Here is a 20,259-nt window from a genome sequence, read left to right on the forward strand (position 1 = left end):
TCCCCGGGGTCCGCCAGCAAATCGAGCGAGGTTCGGCGGCCTCGGCGACAATCGCCGGGTGGAACTGATTCTCGTTGTCGTCGGCGCCATCGTGGTGACGGCCATCGCGCATCGGCGCGGGCTCGAACCTGCACTCGTTCTCGTCGTGGTCGGATTCGCGGCGTCGTTCGCACCCGAATTCAAGGGCGTGGAGCTGGAATCCGAAGTGCTGCTGTCGGTGGTGTTGCCGCCGCTGCTCTACTCTGCCGCCCTCGACTTTTCGTTCCCGACCTTCCTGCGCAACATCCGACCCATCCTGGGTCTCGGGGTCGGCCTCGTCGTCATCACCGCTGTCGCCGTCGCGGGCGTCGCCGCGTGGCTGGTGCCGTCGCTGACGTTCGCCACCGCGTTGATCCTCGGTGCGGTGGTGGCGCCGCCCGACGCGGTCACTGCGGTGGCGGTCGGCCGAAAATTGGGCCTGCCCAAAAAGGTGATGGCGATCCTGACGGGGGAGAGTCTGGTCAACGACGCGGCCGCGCTGTCGCTGTTCTCGATTTCGGTGGCGCACGTCGCGGGCAGCGAGGCGTTCATCGAAAATCCGGTCCTGTTGTTCGGCTACAGCGCCGTCCTCGGCACCGCATTCGGTGCGGCACTGGGTTACATCACGCTGTGGATCCGGCGCAGGCTCGCGCATCCGGGGCTGGAAACGATCCAGGGTCTGGTGGTGCCGTTCGCGGCGTTCATCTCCGCAGAACATCTGCACGCGTCCGGGGTGCTGGCGGTCGTCGTGGCGGGCTTCGTCGTCGGCCACGGCTCGCTGGATGCGGGTTATCAGACACGGCTGCAGGAGCGGTATGTGTGGAACTCCGTCGATGTGATGCTCGAGGCGTTCGTCTTCGCCTACATCGGGCTGCAATTGCGGTTCGTGCTCGAGGATCTGCGCGAGGCACACGAATCGCTGACCGAGGTCGCGCTGGCGTCCGCTGTCGTGCTGACGGTCGTGCTGGTGATCCGGCCCGCATGCGTGTTCCTGATGTTCGGCCGGGGCCTGCTGTCGCGTCATGTCGAAAGCAGGCTCAGCGTGCCGGTCCCTGGCGGTGCACGCGGCGCGCTCGGCACGCGAAAACGGTTGGACGGCAAGTGGTCTACCATGATCGACCGCCGCTTGCTGACGTGGCAGGAGAACGTCGTCGTGTCGTGGACAGGCATGCGCGGTGTGGTGACGCTGGCCGCGGCGTCGGGTATCCCACTGCTGACCACCGCCGGTGAGCCGTTCCCCGAACGGGCGACGATTCAGGCCATCGCGTTCGCGGTCAGCGTCGGCACCCTGCTCCTGCAGGGCTGGACGTTGCCGCTGCTGATCCGTTGGCTCGGGCCGTCTTTCGAAGCCGACCGGGTGCTCGACGACACCGAGACCCGCAAGGCCGAGCAGATCGTGCACACTGCCGCGGACGACGTGCTGGCCAAGTTCGCCGCCGACCCGCCCGCGGGTCTGGATGCCGCGACGCTGGCCAACATCAGGCTGACCATCGCCAGGCACTCCCAGGACGCCGACGAGATGCCTGATCCGGAGTCGCACACGCGGCGCGCGGAGGTGTTCTCGCAGCTCTATCGCGAAGTGCTTGCGGCGCAACGCAGCGCGCTGATCGCCGAGCGTGACGCCGGGCGCATCGAGGAGGAGGCGGCCCGCGCCATGCTGGAACGCTTGGACTTACAAGAGGCCGGGGTGTCGGCGCGTCTGGACAGCCGCTTCTGAATCAGAAGCCGCCGAAGTCGCCGCCGCCGAAGTCGCCGCCACCCCAGCCACCGCCGTCCCAGCCGCCGCCGTCGCCGCTGTACCCGTCGAAGCCACTGGCGTCGGCGCTGCCGCCGTCGAATCCGCCTGCGTCCTGCCCGGCCGCGAACCCGTCGGAATAGCCGTCACCGTAACCGCTCTCGAAACCCTGTGCGCCGTAGTCGACTCCGTGCATGCCGTCGAACAACGCATCGAACAACAGCACCGACCCGAGGCCCCACGCGCCGGCCACCAGAGCTGGTTTCCACCACGGCTCCGAATACCATCCGGCAGGAACTGGACGGCCTGCGACCCGGCCGCCGGGGTAGTAGTTCGGTGTGCGCTGCGACGGCGACGGCGACGCCTCGATCTCGCGGCCCTCGAAGTTGATGCGCCGGTCTTCGGTCACGGTGCCCGCCGACCGCTGCCCGGCCAGCGACTCCAACTCAGGGCCGGGATCCATGCCCATCGCAGTGCGCGCGGCGCGCACGTAGTACAGCCCCTCGACGGCGCTCTCCTTGGCCAACGCGGCCTGTCGCACCGTGGTGGCCTGCTCGATCTGTGACGAGGCCGCGGTGTAGCGCTCGGACGCGTCGGCCATCGCCTGCTTGGCGGCGTCGTTGGTGCCGGTGACGTTGAGCACCTGGCCGCCGAGCCGTTCGATGAGCCGACGGGCGTCGGCTTTCGCGTCAGCCAGCGACGCCGCGCTGCGCCGACCCGACGCCTTCGACGAGCTGTACACCGCAAACGCGAGCGCAGCGATGACAACGATGATCAGGACGAGCAGGACGCCGTTCATGACGTCCAGCGTACCGACAGGAAACCCCCCGAAAGTCAGCCGCGCATTACGCCAAGAGCGGAGTAGACCGCGTCGGAGAGCACCACGCTGCGCGGGTCGGCGTTGCATTTCGTGGCGTCGAAACGGTTCATCACATACGCATAGCCGATGCGGTACTCGAGGTCGACGAACGCGTACGAGCCGCCCGATCCGCCGTGGCCGAACGTGCGCCGGTTCGGCCCCGCGACACCGCGCTGGTTGAGCATGTAGCCCAGCCCCCAGCCGTGGTCGGCCACACGTGCGCCCAGCACCACGTCGGTGTCGAAGCCGCCCTGCGATACCCGCACCCGCTCCATGTGCTCACGCGACAACAGCTTGTCCTGCGCCAGCGCGTTGTAGAACGTCGCCATGCCCAGCGCGGTCACATGCGCGTTGGTGGCCGGGAACTCGAGTGTCCGCCACCTCTGCAACGCGTTCGAGCCCAACTCGTCGTCGGGGACGAAGCCCATCGCCACCGCCAGCCCGGCCATCGGATGTTCGGTCAGCGAGGACGGATATTCGGGCGCCGCACCGCAGGCCAGCACGTCGCGGATGTGCGGTTTGTTCACCATCTCGGCGCAGCGCCCGTGCTCGGCGATCGGCAGCCCGATGTGGACGTCGATACCGAGCGGTTCGGCGATCTCGGTGCGCAGATACTGCCCGATGGTGCGGCCGGTGACCCGGCGGACCACCTCGCCGAGGATGAAGCCGAACGTCACCATGTGATAGCCCTGCGCGGTGCCGGGTTCCCACCACGGCTCGGCGGCGGCGATGCGCCCGCAAACGGCGTCCCAATCGGCGGCGTCGGCCCAGTGCATCCGGGCGCGCGGCCCGATCACCCCCGACCGGTGCCCGAGCACCATCGCGACGGTGATGTCCTGTTTTCCCGCCTGACCGAACTCCGGCCAGTAGCGCGCCACCGGCGCGTCGAGGTCGAGTTCGCCGCGGTCGGCCAGCAGGTGAACGCAGGTGCTCGTCAGCCCCTTGGAGCCGGAGTACACGCTGGCCAGGGTGTCCTCGCGCCACGGGCGCTTACCCGCCGCGTCGGCGAAGCCGCCCCACAGGTTGACGACGAGATCGCCTTCGACCCAGACCGCCACCGCGGCGCCGACGTCGTCGCGATCGGTGAAGTTCGACGCGAATTCGGTGCGTACCCGCTCGAAACCGGCCGCGCACAACCCGCCGATGGGGGCTGCCGATTCGCCGAGCATTGAGTGAACGCTACGGACGCAGACTGTGAGAATCGTTGCGGTTGAGCAACGTTATGGCCACGGTTCGGGCGGCGGATTGAATTACGCCGCCGTCACCGCCGACGGATCCGCGGTCGGCAACGTCAGTTTCATGTTCGACACGTTCAGCACACCGCCCGACGGGATGACCGTCGCGTAGAGCCCCGCCGAGCCCACCAGTTGCAGGGTGACGGAATCGCCAGGCCGCATCGTGTACGAAACCGGTTCCAGCGGAAGGTCAACCGTGTGCGTCGCCCCGTCCAGGGTCACGGGGATCGGGGTGGCGAGGTAGCTGAGCACCAGACCGGTTTGGTTGTCGACGAGTTGAGCGTAGACGTGGGTGCTCGTGCCGGTGCCGGAGTAGCTGAACGAAAGCTTCGGCGCGCCAACGACATAGGTGGTCGTCGTCGCCTTTTCGGTCCTGAGGTTCAGCGCATAGGGGGCCGTGAAGGCGATCGGGACGAACGGAATTCCCGAGCCGCCGAGGTACGGGATCAGCGGCAACGAGCGCTGCTGGCTGCTCGACGTGACGATCGAACCGCCCGCGGCCACCGGATAGGTGTTCGACGAATACCATTGTCCGCGTTGGTCAACCCACTCGAATTGGGGACCGGTCGACACGGGCAGGCCCATCACGTAGCGGTCCAACCAGTCGAGCGTGCGGTCCTGGATCAGTGCGCCGTCGCGAAGGTCGAGCGGATTGTTCAGGCAGACACCGTGTCCGCCGCAGAACCACACCACCTTGGTCGGCACTCCCTTGGCGATCAGCGTCTGCGCGGTGGCATCGGACTGCTGCAGCGAGAAGATCGTGTCGGCGGTGCCCTGGATGAGCAGTGTGGGCGCGGTGATCTTGCTGATGTCGGGATTGCGCGCGTCCAAGATGGCAAGGTCGCTCGGCAGCATCGTCCCGGTCAGGGCGCCGTAGATGGCGACCGGCAGGATCCTCGGATTGATCTCGCCGGCGGTCAGCAGCATCACCACCGTCAGGGGTGTGGCCCAACTGCTCCTGAACGCGGCGTTCTTGTACAGCGTGGTGACCAGATTGTTGTAGGTGATCGCGGGCACGATCGCGTCGACCCGGTGGTCGTTGGCGGCGGTCACCAATTGGATTCCGCCTCCGTACGACACGCCGACCATGCCGATCCGCGGATCGCCGGGCGCATCGAGGCGCGCCTCCGGTTGGTCGGCGATCCAGCTGATGATGGCCGACATGTCGCGGCCCTCGAATTCGGGGGAGTTGAGTTCCAGTCTGCCGCCCGAATTCCATTCGCCGCGGGGATCCCACGTGACCACGTTGTAGCCGGCGTGCCGCAGTGTGCCGACGCTCATCATCCCGGTCGCGTCGGCCAGGACGGCGTCCAGCGGGGTGCCGTTGATGCTCGTCGAACCGGGCAGTCCCAACCCGGGTCCGTTGAGCACGGTGGGTGCCTTCTGCCCGGGTTTGAGCCCGCTCGCGGGCATGAAGTGGACGTAGATCAGCGTGCCGTCGGGGGAGACCACCTTGACATCACGGGCGCCTGACCCGACCGGATATCCGACGAACGGATGCAGCACGTCGCCGACGACTGGGATCTGGTGGATGATCGCGACGATCGGGGTGACGGCGACCGGTCCGATGACCGGGATGTGCTGCAGGAAGGCCAGCGGTGCGATCTGCGGGATCGCGACGACGGGCGTCGAATCGACGAAAAGGCTGGTGGTCGCCGTATCCGCAGTCTTGTCGAGAGTCGTTGTATCGGTTGATGATTCACGTCGGGCCGCAGTGGCCAGCGTCAACATGGCGGTGGTCTCGAGCGGCGGCTTCGGCGTGTGATCGGTGGCCGGGTGTGCCAGCGCGTCGAATGCCTTGGCGACGGCAATGGTCACCATCTGCACGGGGTCTTGCGGCGGGTTGGGGGGGGTGGACACCTTCGCCAGCGCCGGTGTGGTGTCGGCTTGCTGCGGCGGGGTGTCGACGACGGCGGCCTTGGGCTCGTCGGCGGTGTCGACCTTCGCGGTGCGCTTCGGTCGCGGCTTCGTGGTGGCGTCGTCGGCGGCGTCCGCCGCACGGTGGGGTTTGACGGACTGGGTGGCGGAGGACCGCGGACCCTTCGTGCCCTTCTTCGGCTTCAGCTTTTTGACGTCGGCGTCGAATTTTGGTGTGGCCTTGGGGTCTTCGGCCTTCGGAGTGTCCGCGGAGTTCTCGGTCTGCGTCGACTCCGTCGCACCCGCTTTGTCGGTGGATCCTTCCGGCGTATCGGCCGACGCGACCCCGTGCCCGGCGACGACGGCCGACCCGATGCCCAACGCGACGGCCACCGCTCCGAACTGATACGACACCATGAACCTTCTCCCCTCGGAACGCCCTTGCGGACATTAACCCGGCCGGGGCGCTACAACTTGAGAAGTCACATACTGGCTGTTCAGAACGGCGCTTTCGCCGCCGTCGAGAGGTCCTCACCGGCCTTGATGATGGCCTCTAGCACCGCGTGTCGTCCGTCGGTCGACTCCCGCACGATCTGACCGAGCAGGAACGCGACCCAATCGGGAACGAGGTCGATGGACGGGTTGGCAGCGGCGAACACCTGCAGTCCCCTCGTCGCGGTGCTCGCCACATGTACCGGCGCGGCGACGGCGGCGCGGACGATCGCGAACACCGAATCGGCAACCTGGTTTGCGATCGTCAGCGACCGCTCTATGGGTTGCGTACCTGGCGCTGCCGGCGGCGGTAGCGGCACGGCGTACGCCGTGGCGACGTCATCGATCAGGTTCGCGAACGCGCCGAGGATCAGGCCCTGTTGTTCGGCCACTTCCTGTTTCAGCAGTACCTGCACGAGGTCGAGTGCGCCCAGCGCGGCGGGACCGTCGGGACTGATCGCAGCCTGGACTAAGGCGAGCGCGGTGTCGACGAGGATATTGGTGATCTCGGCGGGCGCTCTGAGCACGGTCGCGGTGACGGGAATGACGTTGGACGCCAGCGCCGCCACCGCTCCGACAGCGCGGATCGTCTCGACGGCGATGACGTCGGTGACGGCGTTGAGCAGCGGTGCGGCGCTACGAAGCCCGACCGAAGTGGTGATGGCGCCGGCGAGGCGATCGAGGTTGGCGCGCTGTGACAGCAGGATCTGCGAGGGGATCGACCAAGGCTCGGGACTCTTCGGAGCGATGTATTCGTCGTATGTCACAACGTAAGTCGTCGCCGTCGCCGGTGTCACGATGGTGTGCGTCGGCAGGTTGCTGTCGGACCAGGAGCCGAACACCAGTCGCTTGCCGTTGACGAATTGCGATGGCAGCGCGCCGATCACGCGCTCGACGCCGACGACCGCGGTTTCGGTGTACGTGCCCTTGTGTGGCACACCGTCGATCGTGTAGACGGCATCCGGGTCGTTCGACGTGAACTGCAGTTGAACGAGATTGGGGTTCACCGTGATCGACTTGCTGGTCGACAGTCCGGAGCTGTCGGTGACGGTGAGGATGATCTCGTAGCGCGTCGTGTCCACGTTGTGGGAGTCGCGGGGGATGGTGATGCTGCCGTTGGGTCCCACGATGTCGTCGGCGAACGGGTGGATGTGGTCGGCGTGGCGGAACAGCACCCTCCAGTGGTAGGCGCTGCTGTCGAGCGCACCGTCGTCGGCATCCGACGCCGTCGCGGTGAAGGTGATGGTGTCGCCGGCGTTGTATTTCGGTTGGCTGACGGTGAGGGTGTCGATCGTGGGGGTGACGCTGCCGACGACGATCTGATGGGTCGCCTGGTTCGTCTTGCCGCCGGCGTCCGTCACGGTCAGCGTGACGAGGTAGGAACCGTTCTCGGTGTAGGTCCACGTGGGGGTGACCGCGGTCGACGTGTCCGCATCACCCGCGTCGCCGAAGTCCCAAAGATAGGTCAGCTCAGCGCCTTCCGGGTCGGTTGATCCGGCGCCGGAGAACTGCACCGCAAGGTCGGCGTAGCCCTGGTCGGGGGTCGCGGAGATGACGGCCTTGGGGGCCCGGTTACCGCCCGACGGCGCGATGACGGAAAGCTCGCCGCGATAGTCGAGTTGGTAGATGTTTCCGTCCGGTCCCTGCAACAGCTGCAGAACGATACCGGCCTGATCGTCGAACGTTGCGACGTCGATCAGACTGGTGAAGTCCTTGTCGAAGGTCAGCATCTTGATCCAGCCGAGGGTGTAATCGGAGATGAACACCCGGTTCTGGTACTGCTCTCCCAGCGCGTCGCTGGTGTAGTAGAGGACCGAGGTGATGGCGCCGGCCCGGGCGGGCAGCCCGGTGTGCGGGTAGGTATAGATCGGGTTCACGAAACCGCAACCGCTGCAATTGCCTTCGGCAAGGGGCCACCCGTAGTTGGCACCCGCGGTGACGAGGTTGAGTTCTTCCCAGTCCGCGCTGCCGACGTCGCCGACCAGCAGCTTGCCGTCGGGCGTGAACGTGAACCGGAAGGGGTTGCGCAGGCCGTAGGCGAAGATCTCCGGTCGCGCGCCCGGCGTGTTCAGGAAGGGATTGCCCGCCGCGGCTTTCAGCGACACCGGGTCGATGCGAATGATCTTGCCGTGCAGGTTCGACAGGTCCTGGGCGTTCGGGGCGAAGTTGTTTTCGCCGGTCGACCAGTACAGCATGTGGTCGACGGGCCCGAAACGGATTGTGCCGCCGTGGTGTATCGGGTTGGGCTCGCTCAACTCGAGGATCACGCGTTCGGCGTCCACGGCATGCAGATCGTCGCTGAGGGTGAGGCGGGACAACCGGTTCACGTTGGTGCCTGCGGCATTGACGGTGGTGTAGGACGCGTAGAGGTAGTGGTTGGTCTCGAAGTCGGGATCGACTTCGATGCCGCCGATTCCGCGTTCGCCGCCGGTACTGGTCGGCAGCGTGATCACGGTCTCGGTGTGGCCGTCATGGTAGAGCTTGATCGCGCCGTTCTTCTCGGCGATCAAGATGCCGCCGTCATTCGGCAGGAACCGGAAGTCCAGTGGCTGGTCGAGGCCCGACACCAAAACGGTGCGTTCCAGGTCGGCGGGCAGGCCCGACGTGGCGGCCAGGGTGCTCTGCGCCGTCGTAACAGCAGCGGTCGTCGTCGGCGCGGCCAGACCGAACTGCCTGCGCGCCCAGGCCAGCAATCCCCACAGTAGCGGCGAATCTGGCGGGGTCGCGGGGCCAGGTCCGAGCAGCGGTGCCAGCGCCACGTTGAGCAGCCGGGCCGCGGTCTGGAGCACCGTGGCCGGGGCCATCCGTAGGTCGGGGACCGGCTTCCGCGCCGGGGTCGGAGCGGGCGCGACGACAGCGGCAGTGACCGCCATTGGGATCACGGTCTTGGCGGCGACGCTTTCGGTCACAGGCGTGTTGTTCGTCGGCTGCGGGTCGTCGACTGCACGGCTGGCGGAGCCGTCCGATCCGTTGCTCGTGCCGAGTTGAGTTGTGTTGGAACGGGTTTCCGGCGTGGCCGCGATCCGCGAGCTGCGTCGCGGCTCATTGCGGGCCTTTTTGTCGGCCGGGGCGACGGGTCGTTGCGTGTCGTCCGGATCGGGAACGTCGGTGTCGTCGTCGGAGTGCGAAGGCTTGGCCTCGTTGTCCGGTGCGGACGTCACCGCGCCGCCGGAGGACCGCACGATCACGCCGTTGTCGAGTGTTGCTTCCGTCTCGGTGGGCGACGTCGACGGCGCCGGGTCGACGCCCTGTTTTTCGTCGGATTTCGTATCTGCCGGCGATGCGTCCGACTTCGAGGGACCAGTCGACACAGTCGATTCCGATGCGGTCGTCGTGGACTCCGACGCGTCGCTGGTCGACGTTGACGGCGGATCTTCGGCCCACGCCACCGACGGGGTGGTCAGCGCCCAACTACCGATGCCGACTGCCACAGCGAGACCGACGTATTTCGCATGTCTGTCTGTCACGACGACCCCCCGGAAAACACCGATCCGCATCAATGTTTGCCGTAGCAACTATTCCATGAGTTATTGACCGTCGCGTCAGAATTGCGGGTTTCAATCGCTGCGGTCGCACAACGAAGAATCGGGCGGCCGAAGCCGCCCGATTTCCGTGTTTGCCGCGGGGCCTCAGGGGTGAACCGAGGTGTCCACGTGCGGAACGTATACGTGGGGTTGGGTGATGGTGTTGACCCAGATGTGGTGGCCGATGTCCGCTTGGGCAGGGCCGGCAAGACCGAGGACTCCGGCGGTCAGCGCACCTGCGATCAGCGAGGCGATTCCGAACTTCTTCATGATGGGTCTCCTTGAAGGTCTATTAGCAATGTACTAATGGCAACAAGGCATCGTTGCCATTAATTCCGCTGGCAGCGATTGATCGGCCGTTGGCAGGATCGCGTCACCGCGTTGCTCGCCAGCGCTCCGAGCGAGCGCCGGTGGGCCTCAGGAATACGACGTCCAGAGCTAACGTTGCCTGCCTGTGCAAGCATTAGGGCCGGGCAAGCTAATGCCACCGCTTGCACCTAACCATTAGGATTGCGGTCAGGCGACTGCTAGCCCAGACGACAGGATGGAAGGATCCGTGACGCCTACGCCACCCCCGCCCCGACTGAACGAGCCTGCACCGCTTTCCCTCGTCAACACTATCTACATCGATCGTCATGGCGTTCACGACGCGATCGCCGATCGGATGTATGCGAATGATTGGGTCAAGGCCGTCGGCGCACAGTCCGAATTGACTCCGGCTGGCCAGGAAGCCGACAAGGTCTCCGAGGACGCCGTGGAGCGGCTGATCCGTCTACGCGACGCGGTTCGCAGGCTCGCGGCCGAGCACACCGACGATCCGCGAACAGTGGGGCAGTCGCCTGTTCCCGATTTGCCCACGGCGATGTCGATCGTCAATGCCACTGCCACTGCGACTTCGGTGTGGCCCGAACTTCAGCCCGACGATCGCGGATTGACACGGCGTCAACTCTGGGCTGGGAAGTCGTATGCCGATGCGTTGACCACCCTGGTCGCCCGACAGACGATCGATCTCATCACCAGCCCTCAGTGGCAACAACTTCGGCCATGCACGGCGCCCGGTTGCGCGTACTACTTCGTCAAGGATCACTTCCGTCGGGAGTGGTGCTCGGCTCTGTGCGGCAACCGCGCCCGGGTCGCCCGGCACGCGCAACGTCAACGGGACTGACTCACTTCGGTTGTCGGCCTTCAATATTCGATTAGGCGGGTCACGTACGGGGTCATGCCCGTGGTGCGCACGGGGGAGATGTGCACATCAGAACCTGTGAAGGGTGCTTCGAGCATCCTGCCCTGACCGAGATACAGCGCCTCGTGTTGACTTGCGTTGGGGCCGTAGAAGATCAGATCGCCGCGCCGCATCTGTGACGACGGTATCTTGCGGCCGGAATTGTATTGGTCGCCCGAATAGTGGGGCAGTTTGATTCCGACTCCCGCGAACGCGTAGAGAACGATTCCCGAACAGTCGAAGCCGACTGTGCCTGCGCCGGAGTCGATGCCTCGTGACGGGCCCGCGGCGTTGCCCCCGCCCCAGGAATACGGAATGCCGATCTGCGACATGGCTCGACGGATCACGTATTCCGACGCCTGCCGCCCGTACACGCGCGGGATCCGACCGTTGGTGATCCCGGTGCCACCGGACTGGCCGCCGACATCGATGCCGAGCGCCGACAGGAACGAGCGACCCAGTTGCGCGGTCACCTGCGCCGAGGTCTCGGAAATCTGGAGAACCGAATTGAGAACTGCGACGGGATCGCCCGCCACATTGGCGCTCGGCACCATCGGCAAGGTGGTGTCCCATCGGACCGGGGCACTTGCTGCGGCGGGCCCCGACGCGCGGTCCCAGTCGTCGCCGGCCGGGCCCGCATCCGGCCGCGGCGCGGTGGCTTGCGGCCCGGCGCCCGGCAGTGCTGCGGCCAGCCGGGCCCGTGCGGCGTCGCGGCGGGCACGCGCCTGATCGACCTCGGCGCGCCGGACGCCGAAATCCCGCTGAGCGGCGCCGAGGGCGGTCACCGCATCGTCCTGGCTTTGACGGGCGGCATCGGCTGCGACGCTCGCCCTCTGTTGGGCCGCCCTGGCCGCTGATTCTTTGTTGGCCAGCAGCGTTCGGGCTCGCCGCAGAGTGTCCACGGCGACGACGAAGCTCTGCGCCAAGACGTGCTCCTGGGAATCCGTTTCGATCAGGCTTTCCGGGCTCACCGCGGTCAGGTACGAGGCGGACGGTCCGTTGACGTACGTGGCGGCCGCGAACCGATCGAACCGCTGTTGCGCAGACGCGATCGCCGCATTTGCGTCGGCAACGGCGCGCCGGCTGTCTGCCACATTCCGCGAAGCCCGGTCGGCAAGGTCTCTTGCGGACTGCACGTCGACGATCGCCTTGTTGACCTGTTCCTGCCGTGTCTGGATCTCGGCGCCGACATCGCTCAATCGCTGTTCGGCGGTTGCGAGTTCGTCGACCAGGCGGACAAGGTCGCCGGGTTCGGCGGCCGCTTGTTGGCTGCCGAACACCACCAGGGACAGGCAGACCGCCAGCGCTGCCGCGAAACTGTTGAACCACACCTCGCCCTCCTCGACGTCGATCCGATGCCGCAGCGTGGGGTGCTACACCGTCGTCTTGCGTCGTCGGGCGGCGCGGATCGAATCGGCCAGCGTCCAGAACGAAAGGCCGAGCAGCGGAATGTCTTTGAGGAGAAACTCACCGGTCAGCGAAATCGCGGGGAAGCCGCCACCGGCGGGTTCGCCGACACCCGGTGTGCTGAACAAGAAGCTGACCGTGGATACGAACAACACGATGGACATCAGGCTGCCTGCGATCGATAGGCGCGGAGCCAGCGGCTTGATGGCCAGCAACACCGCGGCGGCGACCTCGAAGACGCCCAGTAGCGCGGAGAAGGTGTACACGGGCAGGAAGTGGTACAGCCAGCCCATGAACGGACTGTGTGCGACGAGCGGCTGGATCTGATGCGCCTCGAAGTTCGCGAACTTCAGCGCTCCTATCCAACCGATGACGATCACGAGCCCGTAGCGGCCGAGGACGGCCGCGATGACATCGATGGTTGGCAGGTGCAGCACGCGGTCGCTGAGCGAGGCGCTGGAATACGTCGTCATCTTGGTCCTCCCGAGGATTACTAATGGTTACTGCGATAGTAACCATTAGTAGATTAGGGCGCACGTCGCCCGCCGTCAACCACGCAGGGTGGACAGCGGCGTGCGCGCGTCGCGCTTGGGGTGTGGTGTTTGGATATCGCCTCAGGGCGATCTTCGACGGCGGGGCGAGCAGAAAAGGCGTCGCAAGCGACGGGCCGGCCCCGGTGTTTCGACTCGGCCGGCATGACCGCCGGGCCTGGTGGAGCGGGCGACGGGAATCGAACCCGCGTAGCTAGTTTGGAAGACTAGGGCTCTACCATTGAGCTACGCCCGCATGTGCAGCACCAGCAGACTGTACTAGCGCCGCCCGAATCAAATCCAATTAAATGGTTCGCGTGTTCAGCCCGTAGTATCTCGCGTGGTCAGGTCTGCGTTTCGCGGCCAGGCCACACGAGGTGCCGCGACGAGCGCTAGCGCGAGGAGCAGTACAACCGGGGTGTAGCGCAGCTTGGTAGCGCATCCGCTTTGGGAGCGGAAGGCCGCAGGTTCAAATCCTGTCACCCCGACTCCAGACGCATACCACTAGACATAAGGAGCAAGAGCGTGAAGAGCACCGTCGAGAAGTTGAGCCCGACGCGGGTTCGCATCAACGTGGAGGTGCCCTTCACCGAGCTGCAACCCGACATCGACACCGCGTTCCAGCAGATGGCCAAGCAGGTCCGGATGCCCGGATTCCGGCCGGGCAAGGTGCCGGTGAAGCTGCTCGAGGCGCGCGTCGACAAGCAGGCGATGTTCGACCAGGTCATCGGCGACGCCGTACCCGCGCGCTACACCGAGGCCGTCACCACCTCCGAGGTGCAGCCGCTCGGCCAGCCCGAGATCGACATCACCAACAAGGAGTACGGGCAGGACCTCACCTTCACCGCCGAGGTCGACATCCGCCCGGAGATCGAGCTTCCCGACCTGGACGGGCTGAAGATCACCGTCGACCCGATCGAGGTGACCGACGAGGAGGTCGACGCCGAACTGCAGAGCCTGCGCGCTCGCTTCGGCACACTGAAGGGCGTCGAGCGCGCCGCCGAAAACGGCGACTTCGTCTCCATTGACCTGTCGGCCACCGTCGACGGTGAGGACGTGCCCGAGGCCAAGACCGAGGGCCTGTCGCATGAGGTCGGCTCAGGTCAGCTGATCGAGGGTCTCGACGACGCGATCATCGGCCTCAAGGAGGGCGAGACCCGCGTCTTCACCACCACCCTGGCCGCCGGCGAGCACGCAGGCAAAGAGGCCCAGGTGACCGTCACCGTGAAGTCGGTCAAGGAGCGTGAGCTTCCCGAGCCCGACGACGAGTTCGCGCAATTGGCAAGCGAATTCGACACCATCGAGGAGCTCAAGGCCAGCCTCGTCGAGCAGGTGCAGCGGGTCAAGCGCGTCCAGCAGGCCGAGCAGATCCGCGACAAGGCGATCGAGGTGCTGCTCGAGCAGACCGAGATCCCGCTGCCCGAGAAGATCGTGCAGGCCCAGATCGACGACACGCTGCACAACGCCATCCACGGCCTCGATCACGACGAGAAGAAGTTCGAGGAAGCGCTCGAGGCGCAGGGCAGCAGCCGCGAGGAGTTCGACAACGACAATCGCACCAACGCGGAGAAGGCCGTCAAGACGCAGCTGCTGATGGACGCCATCGCCGACAAGCTCGACATCCAGGTCGGCCAAAACGACCTGACCGAACGGCTGGTGCTGATGTCGCGTCAGTACGGCCTCGAGCCGCAGCAGCTGCTGCAGTACCTGCAGCAGAACAATCAGCTGCCCGCGATGTTCGCCGACGTGCGTCGCGGCCTGACCGTCGCGGCGGTGGTGCACGGCGGCACCGTCACCGACACCGACGGCAACGTGATCGACACCACGGAGTTCTTCGGGCCGTCGGGTCAGCAGGCCGAGCAGGCTGCTGATGAGCCCACCGAGGCCGCCGAGGAGACCACCTCCGACGAGGAACCCGCCGACGCCAAGTGACGCTGTGAGCGAACGGGCCTCTTCTGGGGAGTGCTCGGCGGCGCAGGTTGGTTAGTGTCGAGTGAACTAGCACGTGAACAGAAAGCAGGTATCCAGTCGTGACTGACATGCGTGGTGCCGGGGCAGGGCTCAACCTTGTCGACTCGGTGTACGAGCGGTTGCTGTCCGAACGCATCATCTTCCTCGGTTCACAGGTCGATGACGACATCGCCAACCGGCTGTGCGCGCAGATCCTGCTGCTGGCCGCCGAGGACCCCACCAAGGACATCCACCTCTACATCAACTCGCCTGGCGGCTCGATCAGCGCGGGCATGGCGATCTACGACACGATGGTGCTGGCGCCGTGCGACGTCGCCACCTACGCGATGGGCATGGCCGCCTCGATGGGCGAGTTCCTGCTCGCCGCCGGCACCAAGGGCAAGCGCTACGCGCTGCCGCACGCCCGGATCCTGATGCACCAGCCGCTCGGCGGTATCACCGGTGGCGCCGCGGACATCGCGATCCAGGCCGAGCAGTTCGCGGTGATCAAGAAGGAGATGTTCCGGCTCAACGCCGAGTTCACCGGCCAGCCGATCGAGCGCATCGAGGCCGACTCCGATCGCGACCGCTGGTTCACCGCGCAGGAAGCCCTCGAATACGGCTTCGTCGACCACATCATCACCAACGCCAACGTCAACGGAGTCAAGCCATGACCGACCAGACCGATCTCACACATCGTGGGCCTGCGCCCACTGCCCGCTACATCCTGCCGTCGTTCATCGAGCACTCCAGCTTCGGCGTCAAGGAATCGAACCCGTACAACAAGCTCTTCGAGGAACGCATCATCTTCCTCGGCGTGCAGGTCGACGACGCCTCGGCCAACGACATCATGGCCCAGCTGTTGGTGTTGGAGTCGCTGGATCCCGACCGCGACATCACCATGTACATCAACTCGCCCGGCGGCTCGTTCACGTCGCTGATGGCGATCTACGACACCATGCAGTACGTGCGCGCCGACATCCAGACGGTGTGCCTCGGGCAGGCCGCATCGGCGGCCGCGGTGCTGCTGGCCGCCGGTACGCCGGGTAAGCGGCTCGCGCTGCCCAACGCCCGCGTGCTGATCCACCAGCCCGCGCTGTCCGGCGTCATCCAAGGCCAGTTCTCCGACCTGGAGATCCAGGCCAAGGAGATCGAGCGGATGCGCACGCTGATGGAGGCCACGCTGGCCCGCCACACCGGCAAGGATGCCGCGGTCATCCGCAAGGACACCGACCGCGACAAGATCCTGACGGCCGAGGAGGCCAAGGACTACGGGATCATCGACACGGTCCTGGAGTACCGCAAGCTGTCGGCCCAGACTGCCTAGCTTCCGCGGTTGACTCTGCGCCCACGGCGCACACGCCTGAGTGCGGAGCGCCCTCAGCGCAGAGTCACCGCCAGGGCGGCGATGTCGCCCGGTCGTCCCCGGCAACCCCCGCCGATGATGCGCGCGCCCGCCGCCGCCCACGACGGCGCCAGACCCGGCGACCATCGGCTGTCGCCGATCCAGACGCGGCGCTCGCCGTCCCAGGATTCGCCGCTGTTGGGGTAGACGACGACGGGCTTACCGGTCACCTCGCTGGCGATCTCGACGGCGCCGAGCACGTCGGCGGGCGCGCAGCAATTCACGCCTACCGCAACGATTTCCGGGACGTCGGCGGCGACCGCGAACGCGTCGGCCAGTGGCTGCCCGGCGCGTGTCGTCGTCCCCGCGATCGTGTACGAGAGCCACGCGGGCACGCCCACCTCACCGACCAGGTCGACCAACGCCTCGGCCTCGTCGACATCGGGCACCGTCTCCAGCGCCAGCACGTCAGGCTCGGCGGCCACCAGCACCTCCAGCCGCGGGCGATGCCAGTCCCTCAGCGCGGGGACGGACAGCCCGTAGCGGCCGACGTACTCCTCGCCGTTGGCCAGCGCGGCGCCGTACGGCCCGACCGACGCGGCCACCCACCCGTGGCCGACCTCGTCGCGGGCTTGCCGAGCCAACTCCACGCTGCGCCGCATCAACCCGGCGGCGTCGGCGCGCGAGATTCCGCGTTCAGCGAACCCGTCGAAGGACGCCTGATAGCTCGCCGTCGTCGCGATCGCGGCGCCGGCGCGGAAGAACGCGCTGTGCACGGCCACAATCTCTACAGGTGCGTCGACCAGCAGGCGGGCCGACCACAGGTCGTCGGAGAGGTCGTGGCCGCGGGCCTCCAGTTCAGTCGCCAGACCGCCGTCGGCGATCAGCACGGTATCGTGGGGCGCAGCGAACACCACATCGCAACTCTACGGCTATGCGCGGGGGCGGCCTCTCGGTCTCATAACGGCGGCGACACGCCAGGGACACGGCGGCGGGTTCCGGGGGGCTGCAGGGTGTGACAAGCGATATGTTCTGCGAACACAGATAAATACCACCGACGCGATTCGGCTTTATCGGTCGCACCGCGCCGGAACATACGGGTAGCGTCGGGACCAACACCTGACGGGTGACCTGTAGCCAGCTTTTTACCGACCGCGAGGAAAGTAGGACCCCACCACCATGGCGCGCATTGGAGACGGCGGTGACCTGCTGAAGTGCTCGTTCTGCGGCAAGAGCCAAAAGCAGGTGAAAAAGCTCATTGCGGGCCCGGGCGTCTATATCTGCGATGAATGCATAGACCTGTGCAACGAGATCATCGAAGAGGAACTGGCAGATGCCGACGACGTCAAGCTCGACGAGCTGCCCAAGCCGGCGGAGATCCGCGAATTCCTCGAGGGCTACGTCATCGGCCAGGACACCGCCAAGCGGACGCTGGCCGTGGCCGTCTACAACCACTACAAGCGCGTTCAGGCGCAGGAGAAGATGCGCGACTCGCGCGCTGAGCCCGTCGAGCTCGCCAAGTCGAACATCCTGATGCTCGGGCCCACCGGCTGCGGCAAGACGTATCTGGCGCAGACGCTGGCCAAGATGCTCAACGTGCCGTTCGCCATCGCCGACGCCACGGCGCTGACCGAGGCCGGTTATGTCGGCGAGGACGTCGAGAACATTCTGCTCAAGCTGATTCAGGCCGCCGATTACGACGTCAAGCGCGCCGAGACCGGCATCATCTACATCGACGAGGTCGACAAGATCGCCCGCAAGAGCGAGAACCCGTCGATCACCCGCGACGTCTCCGGTGAGGGCGTGCAGCAGGCGCTGCTGAAGATCCTGGAGGGCACGCAGGCCTCGGTGCCGCCGCAGGGCGGCCGCAAGCATCCGCATCAGGAGTTCATCCAGATCGACACCACGAACGTGTTGTTCATCGTCGCGGGTGCGTTCGCCGGCCTGGAGAAGATCGTCTCCGACCGGGTCGGCAAGCGCGGGCTTGGCTTCGGCGCCGAGGTGCACTCCAAGGCCGAGATCGACACCCAGGACCACTTCGCCGAAGTGATGCCCGAGGACCTGATCAAGTTCGGGTTGATCCCCGAGTTCATCGGCCGCCTGCCGGTCGTCGCGTCGGTGACCAACCTCGACAAGGAGTCGTTGGTCAAGATCCTGTCCGAGCCGAAGAACGCGTTGGTCAAGCAGTACGTTCGGCTGTTCGAAATGGATGGCGTCGAGTTGGAGTTCACCGACGACGCGCTGGACGCGATCGCCGATCAGGCCATCCACCGTGGCACTGGCGCCCGCGGCCTGCGCGCGATCATGGAAGAGGTCCTGCTGCCGGTGATGTACGACATCCCGAGCCGCGACGACGTCGCCAAGGTGGTCGTCACCAAGGAGACCGTGCAGGACAACGTGCTTCCGACGATCGTGCCGCGTAAGCCGTCGCGCAGTGAGCGCCGCGACAAGTCCGCTTAGTTCTCTACGCTCGAACTGCGGTCCGAATGGACCAGCTTGGTTTCGTCGGCGTCAGGTTTGAGTAGCCCGCACAGCGACGCTGCCAGGCCCCACATCAAGAAGACCGCTACCGCGACGAATTGCAGTTCGGTGAACATGACTCGAGCCTTCTCCGTCCGTTGGCGATCCTCACGAGTAGCCGACTACGCGACTTTCTGTTTCCACGACGGTCGTCGGTAGCGAGAAGTTCAATCGGCGGCGTGTACCGCCTCGCGGTGCTCGCCGATCACCTCGTCGACGAGTGCGGCGATCTCGGCGACCCCGCAGCGCCTGGCGAACGCCGCCTCGAGCCTGCGCGCCGCGTCGAGATAGCGGCCGTCGTTGAGCACGTCGCGGGCCGCGGCGCGCACCGCACCCGGCGTCGGCGTGCCTGTGCGCAGGTTGACGCCCGCGCCGCTCCACGCCACACGTGCGGCGACCTCAGGCTTGTCCTCGGTGTTGCCCGCGACGACGAGCGGAACGCCCATCGACAGTGCGCGCTGCACCGCGCCGTAGCCGCCGTTGGTGACCATCACGTCGACCTTCGGCAGCAGCAGATCATGCGGAATGTAGTCGGCGACATAGGCATTCGCCGGTCGCCGCAGTTGCGCCGTTTCGCGACCGCCGGTGGTGGCCACCACGACGACGTCCTCACCCTCGAGCGCTTGCAGCGTCGGCGACAGCAGCCTGCCCAGATCGCCGTTGTCGATGGTGCCCTGGGTGACGTGCACGACCGGTCGGCCGCCGTCGAGTTCGGCCCACCACGGCGGCAGCCGAAAGCCCCGCGACGGCGCCGGGTGCACCGCACCGACGTAGCGCACGTGGTCGGGCAGGTCGCTGCGCGGATAGTCGAATTCGGGGACCGTCGGCGCGATGCAGCGGTCGGCGAGCAACCCGGCATCGAGCAAGAACATCGGCAGCCGTCGACTGTTCAGATGGTCGAGCAGATAGTTGGCGGCGTTGTGCGACTGGCGCAGCAGCACCCGCTGCGCCAGCAGGTGCAGCGCGCGGTTGCGCAGCCGGCCCAGCGGACTCGTCGACGGCGGCAGCCCCATCCCGGTCGGCGCGGTGTCACGGCTGCTGATCATCAGCGGGGTGGTGCTGTAGGCCAGCACCGGCGGCCTGGCCGCGCGATCACCGAGCAGAAACGGCAGTATCCCGAAGAAACCCGCATCGGCGATGATCGCGTCGAACCGGGTCTGCGACATCAACGCCGACAGCGCCCTCGTCTGGTGGGGCATCGGCTGCACGAACAACCGGACGATGTCGAAGTTGACCCGCTTGATGCCAGAGGTCTCGGCGCGGCCAGGCAGGTCGATGTCGAGTCGGGTCAGGTCGAAGTCGGCCTCGGGCGGGATGGCCTCCGGCGTTGCGCCGACGGCGCGGATCTTCTCGGCGTGGGCCGCGGAACTGAGCACGGTGACGCGGTCGCCGCGGTCCACCAAACCCTGCGCGACGTTCAGCAGGGGAGCGATGTGACCGACCGGCGACAGCGAGGCAATCAGGATTTCGCGCATGCGCTCGATGCTCGCCAACAGCGGGTATCCGAGCTTGGAGGTTGTGTGGAGATCCGGTGGAGATCGCAGGCAGGCTTACCAGGCGGCTAG

The 20,259-nt window shown here is 66.3% G+C and carries 16 protein-coding genes and 2 tRNA genes; 7 read left to right on the forward strand and 11 right to left on the reverse strand.

From position 1 onward, the window contains the following. The first annotated feature begins 58 nt into the window (after positions 1-58). Positions 59-1,735 (forward strand): sodium:proton antiporter, encoded by a 1,677-nt coding sequence (locus C1A30_RS01915; protein ID WP_101946572.1) that lies wholly within the window; start codon positions 59-61, stop codon positions 1,733-1,735. 1 nt (position 1,736) lies between these two features. On the opposite strand, the gene C1A30_RS01920 is transcribed toward C1A30_RS01915, so the two are convergent. The 5 genes from C1A30_RS01920 to C1A30_RS35720 form a co-directional block, all read right to left on the reverse strand. Next, positions 1,737-2,552, reverse strand: a complete 816-nt coding sequence (locus C1A30_RS01920; RefSeq protein ID WP_101946573.1) for a hypothetical protein — start codon at positions 2,550-2,552, stop codon at positions 1,737-1,739. A gap of 35 nt (positions 2,553-2,587) precedes the next feature. Further along, a complete protein-coding gene (locus tag C1A30_RS01925; protein ID WP_101946574.1) occupies positions 2,588-3,781 on the reverse strand; it encodes a serine hydrolase domain-containing protein in 1,194 nt (397 codons plus the stop codon). An 81-nt stretch (positions 3,782-3,862) separates the two neighbouring features. Then, positions 3,863-6,121, reverse strand: a complete 2,259-nt coding sequence (locus tag C1A30_RS01930) for a CocE/NonD family hydrolase (RefSeq protein WP_235009606.1) — start codon at positions 6,119-6,121, stop codon at positions 3,863-3,865. 80 nt (positions 6,122-6,201) lie between these two features. Next, a complete protein-coding gene (locus C1A30_RS01935) occupies positions 6,202-9,663 on the reverse strand; it encodes a PQQ-dependent sugar dehydrogenase (RefSeq protein WP_142392529.1) in 3,462 nt (1,153 codons plus the stop codon). Positions 9,664-9,825: 162 nt separating this feature from the next. Then, a complete protein-coding gene (locus C1A30_RS35720) occupies positions 9,826-9,990 on the reverse strand; it encodes a hypothetical protein (RefSeq protein ID WP_200828132.1) in 165 nt (54 codons plus the stop codon). A 286-nt stretch (positions 9,991-10,276) separates the two neighbouring features. On the opposite strand from C1A30_RS35720, the gene C1A30_RS01940 reads away from it, so the two are divergent. Beyond that, positions 10,277-10,885 (forward strand): ABATE domain-containing protein, encoded by a 609-nt coding sequence (locus C1A30_RS01940; RefSeq protein WP_235009607.1) that lies wholly within the window; start codon positions 10,277-10,279, stop codon positions 10,883-10,885. Between the two features lie 20 nt (positions 10,886-10,905). Here the strand turns inward: C1A30_RS01940 and ripA are convergent, their stop codons facing one another. The 3 genes from ripA to C1A30_RS01955 all read right to left on the reverse strand — a co-directional run bounded on the left by ripA (position 10,906) and on the right by C1A30_RS01955 (position 13,135). Beyond that, entirely contained in the window at positions 10,906-12,273 is a 1,368-nt protein-coding gene (gene ripA / locus C1A30_RS01945) for an NlpC/P60 family peptidoglycan endopeptidase RipA (protein WP_255413177.1), read from the reverse strand. Between the two features lie 42 nt (positions 12,274-12,315). Then, on the reverse strand, positions 12,316-12,822 hold the full coding sequence (locus C1A30_RS01950) for a YkgB family protein (protein WP_101946578.1): 507 nt from the start codon (positions 12,820-12,822) through the stop codon (positions 12,316-12,318). Positions 12,823-13,061: 239 nt separating this feature from the next. Beyond that, positions 13,062-13,135, reverse strand: a tRNA-Gly gene (locus C1A30_RS01955). A 158-nt stretch (positions 13,136-13,293) separates the two neighbouring features. Between C1A30_RS01955 and C1A30_RS01960 the strand changes: the two genes are divergently transcribed. The 4 genes from C1A30_RS01960 (at position 13,294) to clpP2 (ending at position 16,156) form a co-directional block, all read left to right on the forward strand. Continuing rightward, positions 13,294-13,367 (forward strand) — tRNA-Pro (locus C1A30_RS01960). Positions 13,368-13,404: 37 nt separating this feature from the next. Then, positions 13,405-14,811 (forward strand): trigger factor, encoded by a 1,407-nt coding sequence (tig, locus tag C1A30_RS01965; protein ID WP_160112677.1) that lies wholly within the window; start codon positions 13,405-13,407, stop codon positions 14,809-14,811. Positions 14,812-14,918: 107 nt separating this feature from the next. Next, complete coding sequence (locus C1A30_RS01970; RefSeq protein ID WP_200828136.1) at positions 14,919-15,503, forward strand: ATP-dependent Clp protease proteolytic subunit; 585 nt, start codon at positions 14,919-14,921, stop codon at positions 15,501-15,503. Beyond that, positions 15,500-16,156, forward strand: a complete 657-nt coding sequence (gene clpP2 / locus C1A30_RS01975; RefSeq protein ID WP_101946581.1) for an ATP-dependent CLP protease proteolytic subunit ClpP2 — start codon at positions 15,500-15,502, stop codon at positions 16,154-16,156. The genes C1A30_RS01970 and clpP2 overlap by 4 nt, the downstream gene beginning before the upstream one ends. Before the next feature lie 53 nt (positions 16,157-16,209). On the opposite strand, the gene mmuM is transcribed toward clpP2, so the two are convergent. Continuing rightward, positions 16,210-17,061 (reverse strand): homocysteine S-methyltransferase, encoded by an 852-nt coding sequence (mmuM, locus tag C1A30_RS01980; RefSeq protein ID WP_101946641.1) that lies wholly within the window; start codon positions 17,059-17,061, stop codon positions 16,210-16,212. A 292-nt stretch (positions 17,062-17,353) separates the two neighbouring features. On the opposite strand from mmuM, the gene clpX reads away from it, so the two are divergent. Next, positions 17,354-18,634, forward strand: a complete 1,281-nt coding sequence (clpX, locus tag C1A30_RS01985; protein WP_101946582.1) for an ATP-dependent Clp protease ATP-binding subunit ClpX — start codon at positions 17,354-17,356, stop codon at positions 18,632-18,634. On the opposite strand, the gene C1A30_RS35515 is transcribed toward clpX, so the two are convergent. Both C1A30_RS35515 and C1A30_RS01990 read right to left on the reverse strand, forming a co-directional pair. Beyond that, the gene (locus C1A30_RS35515) at positions 18,631-18,771 is read right to left on the reverse strand and encodes a hypothetical protein (RefSeq protein ID WP_160112678.1); all 141 of its coding nucleotides are present in this window, start codon (positions 18,769-18,771) and stop codon (positions 18,631-18,633) included. The two genes, clpX and C1A30_RS35515, sit on opposite strands and share 4 nt — an antisense overlap. 90 nt (positions 18,772-18,861) lie before the next feature. Then, complete coding sequence (locus C1A30_RS01990; protein ID WP_101946583.1) at positions 18,862-20,169, reverse strand: nucleotide disphospho-sugar-binding domain-containing protein; 1,308 nt, start codon at positions 20,167-20,169, stop codon at positions 18,862-18,864. Between the last annotated feature and the right edge of the window lie 90 nt (positions 20,170-20,259).

Source organism: Mycobacterium sp. 3519A, from assembly GCF_900240945.1.
Lineage (GTDB): Bacteria > Actinomycetota > Actinomycetes > Mycobacteriales > Mycobacteriaceae > Mycobacterium.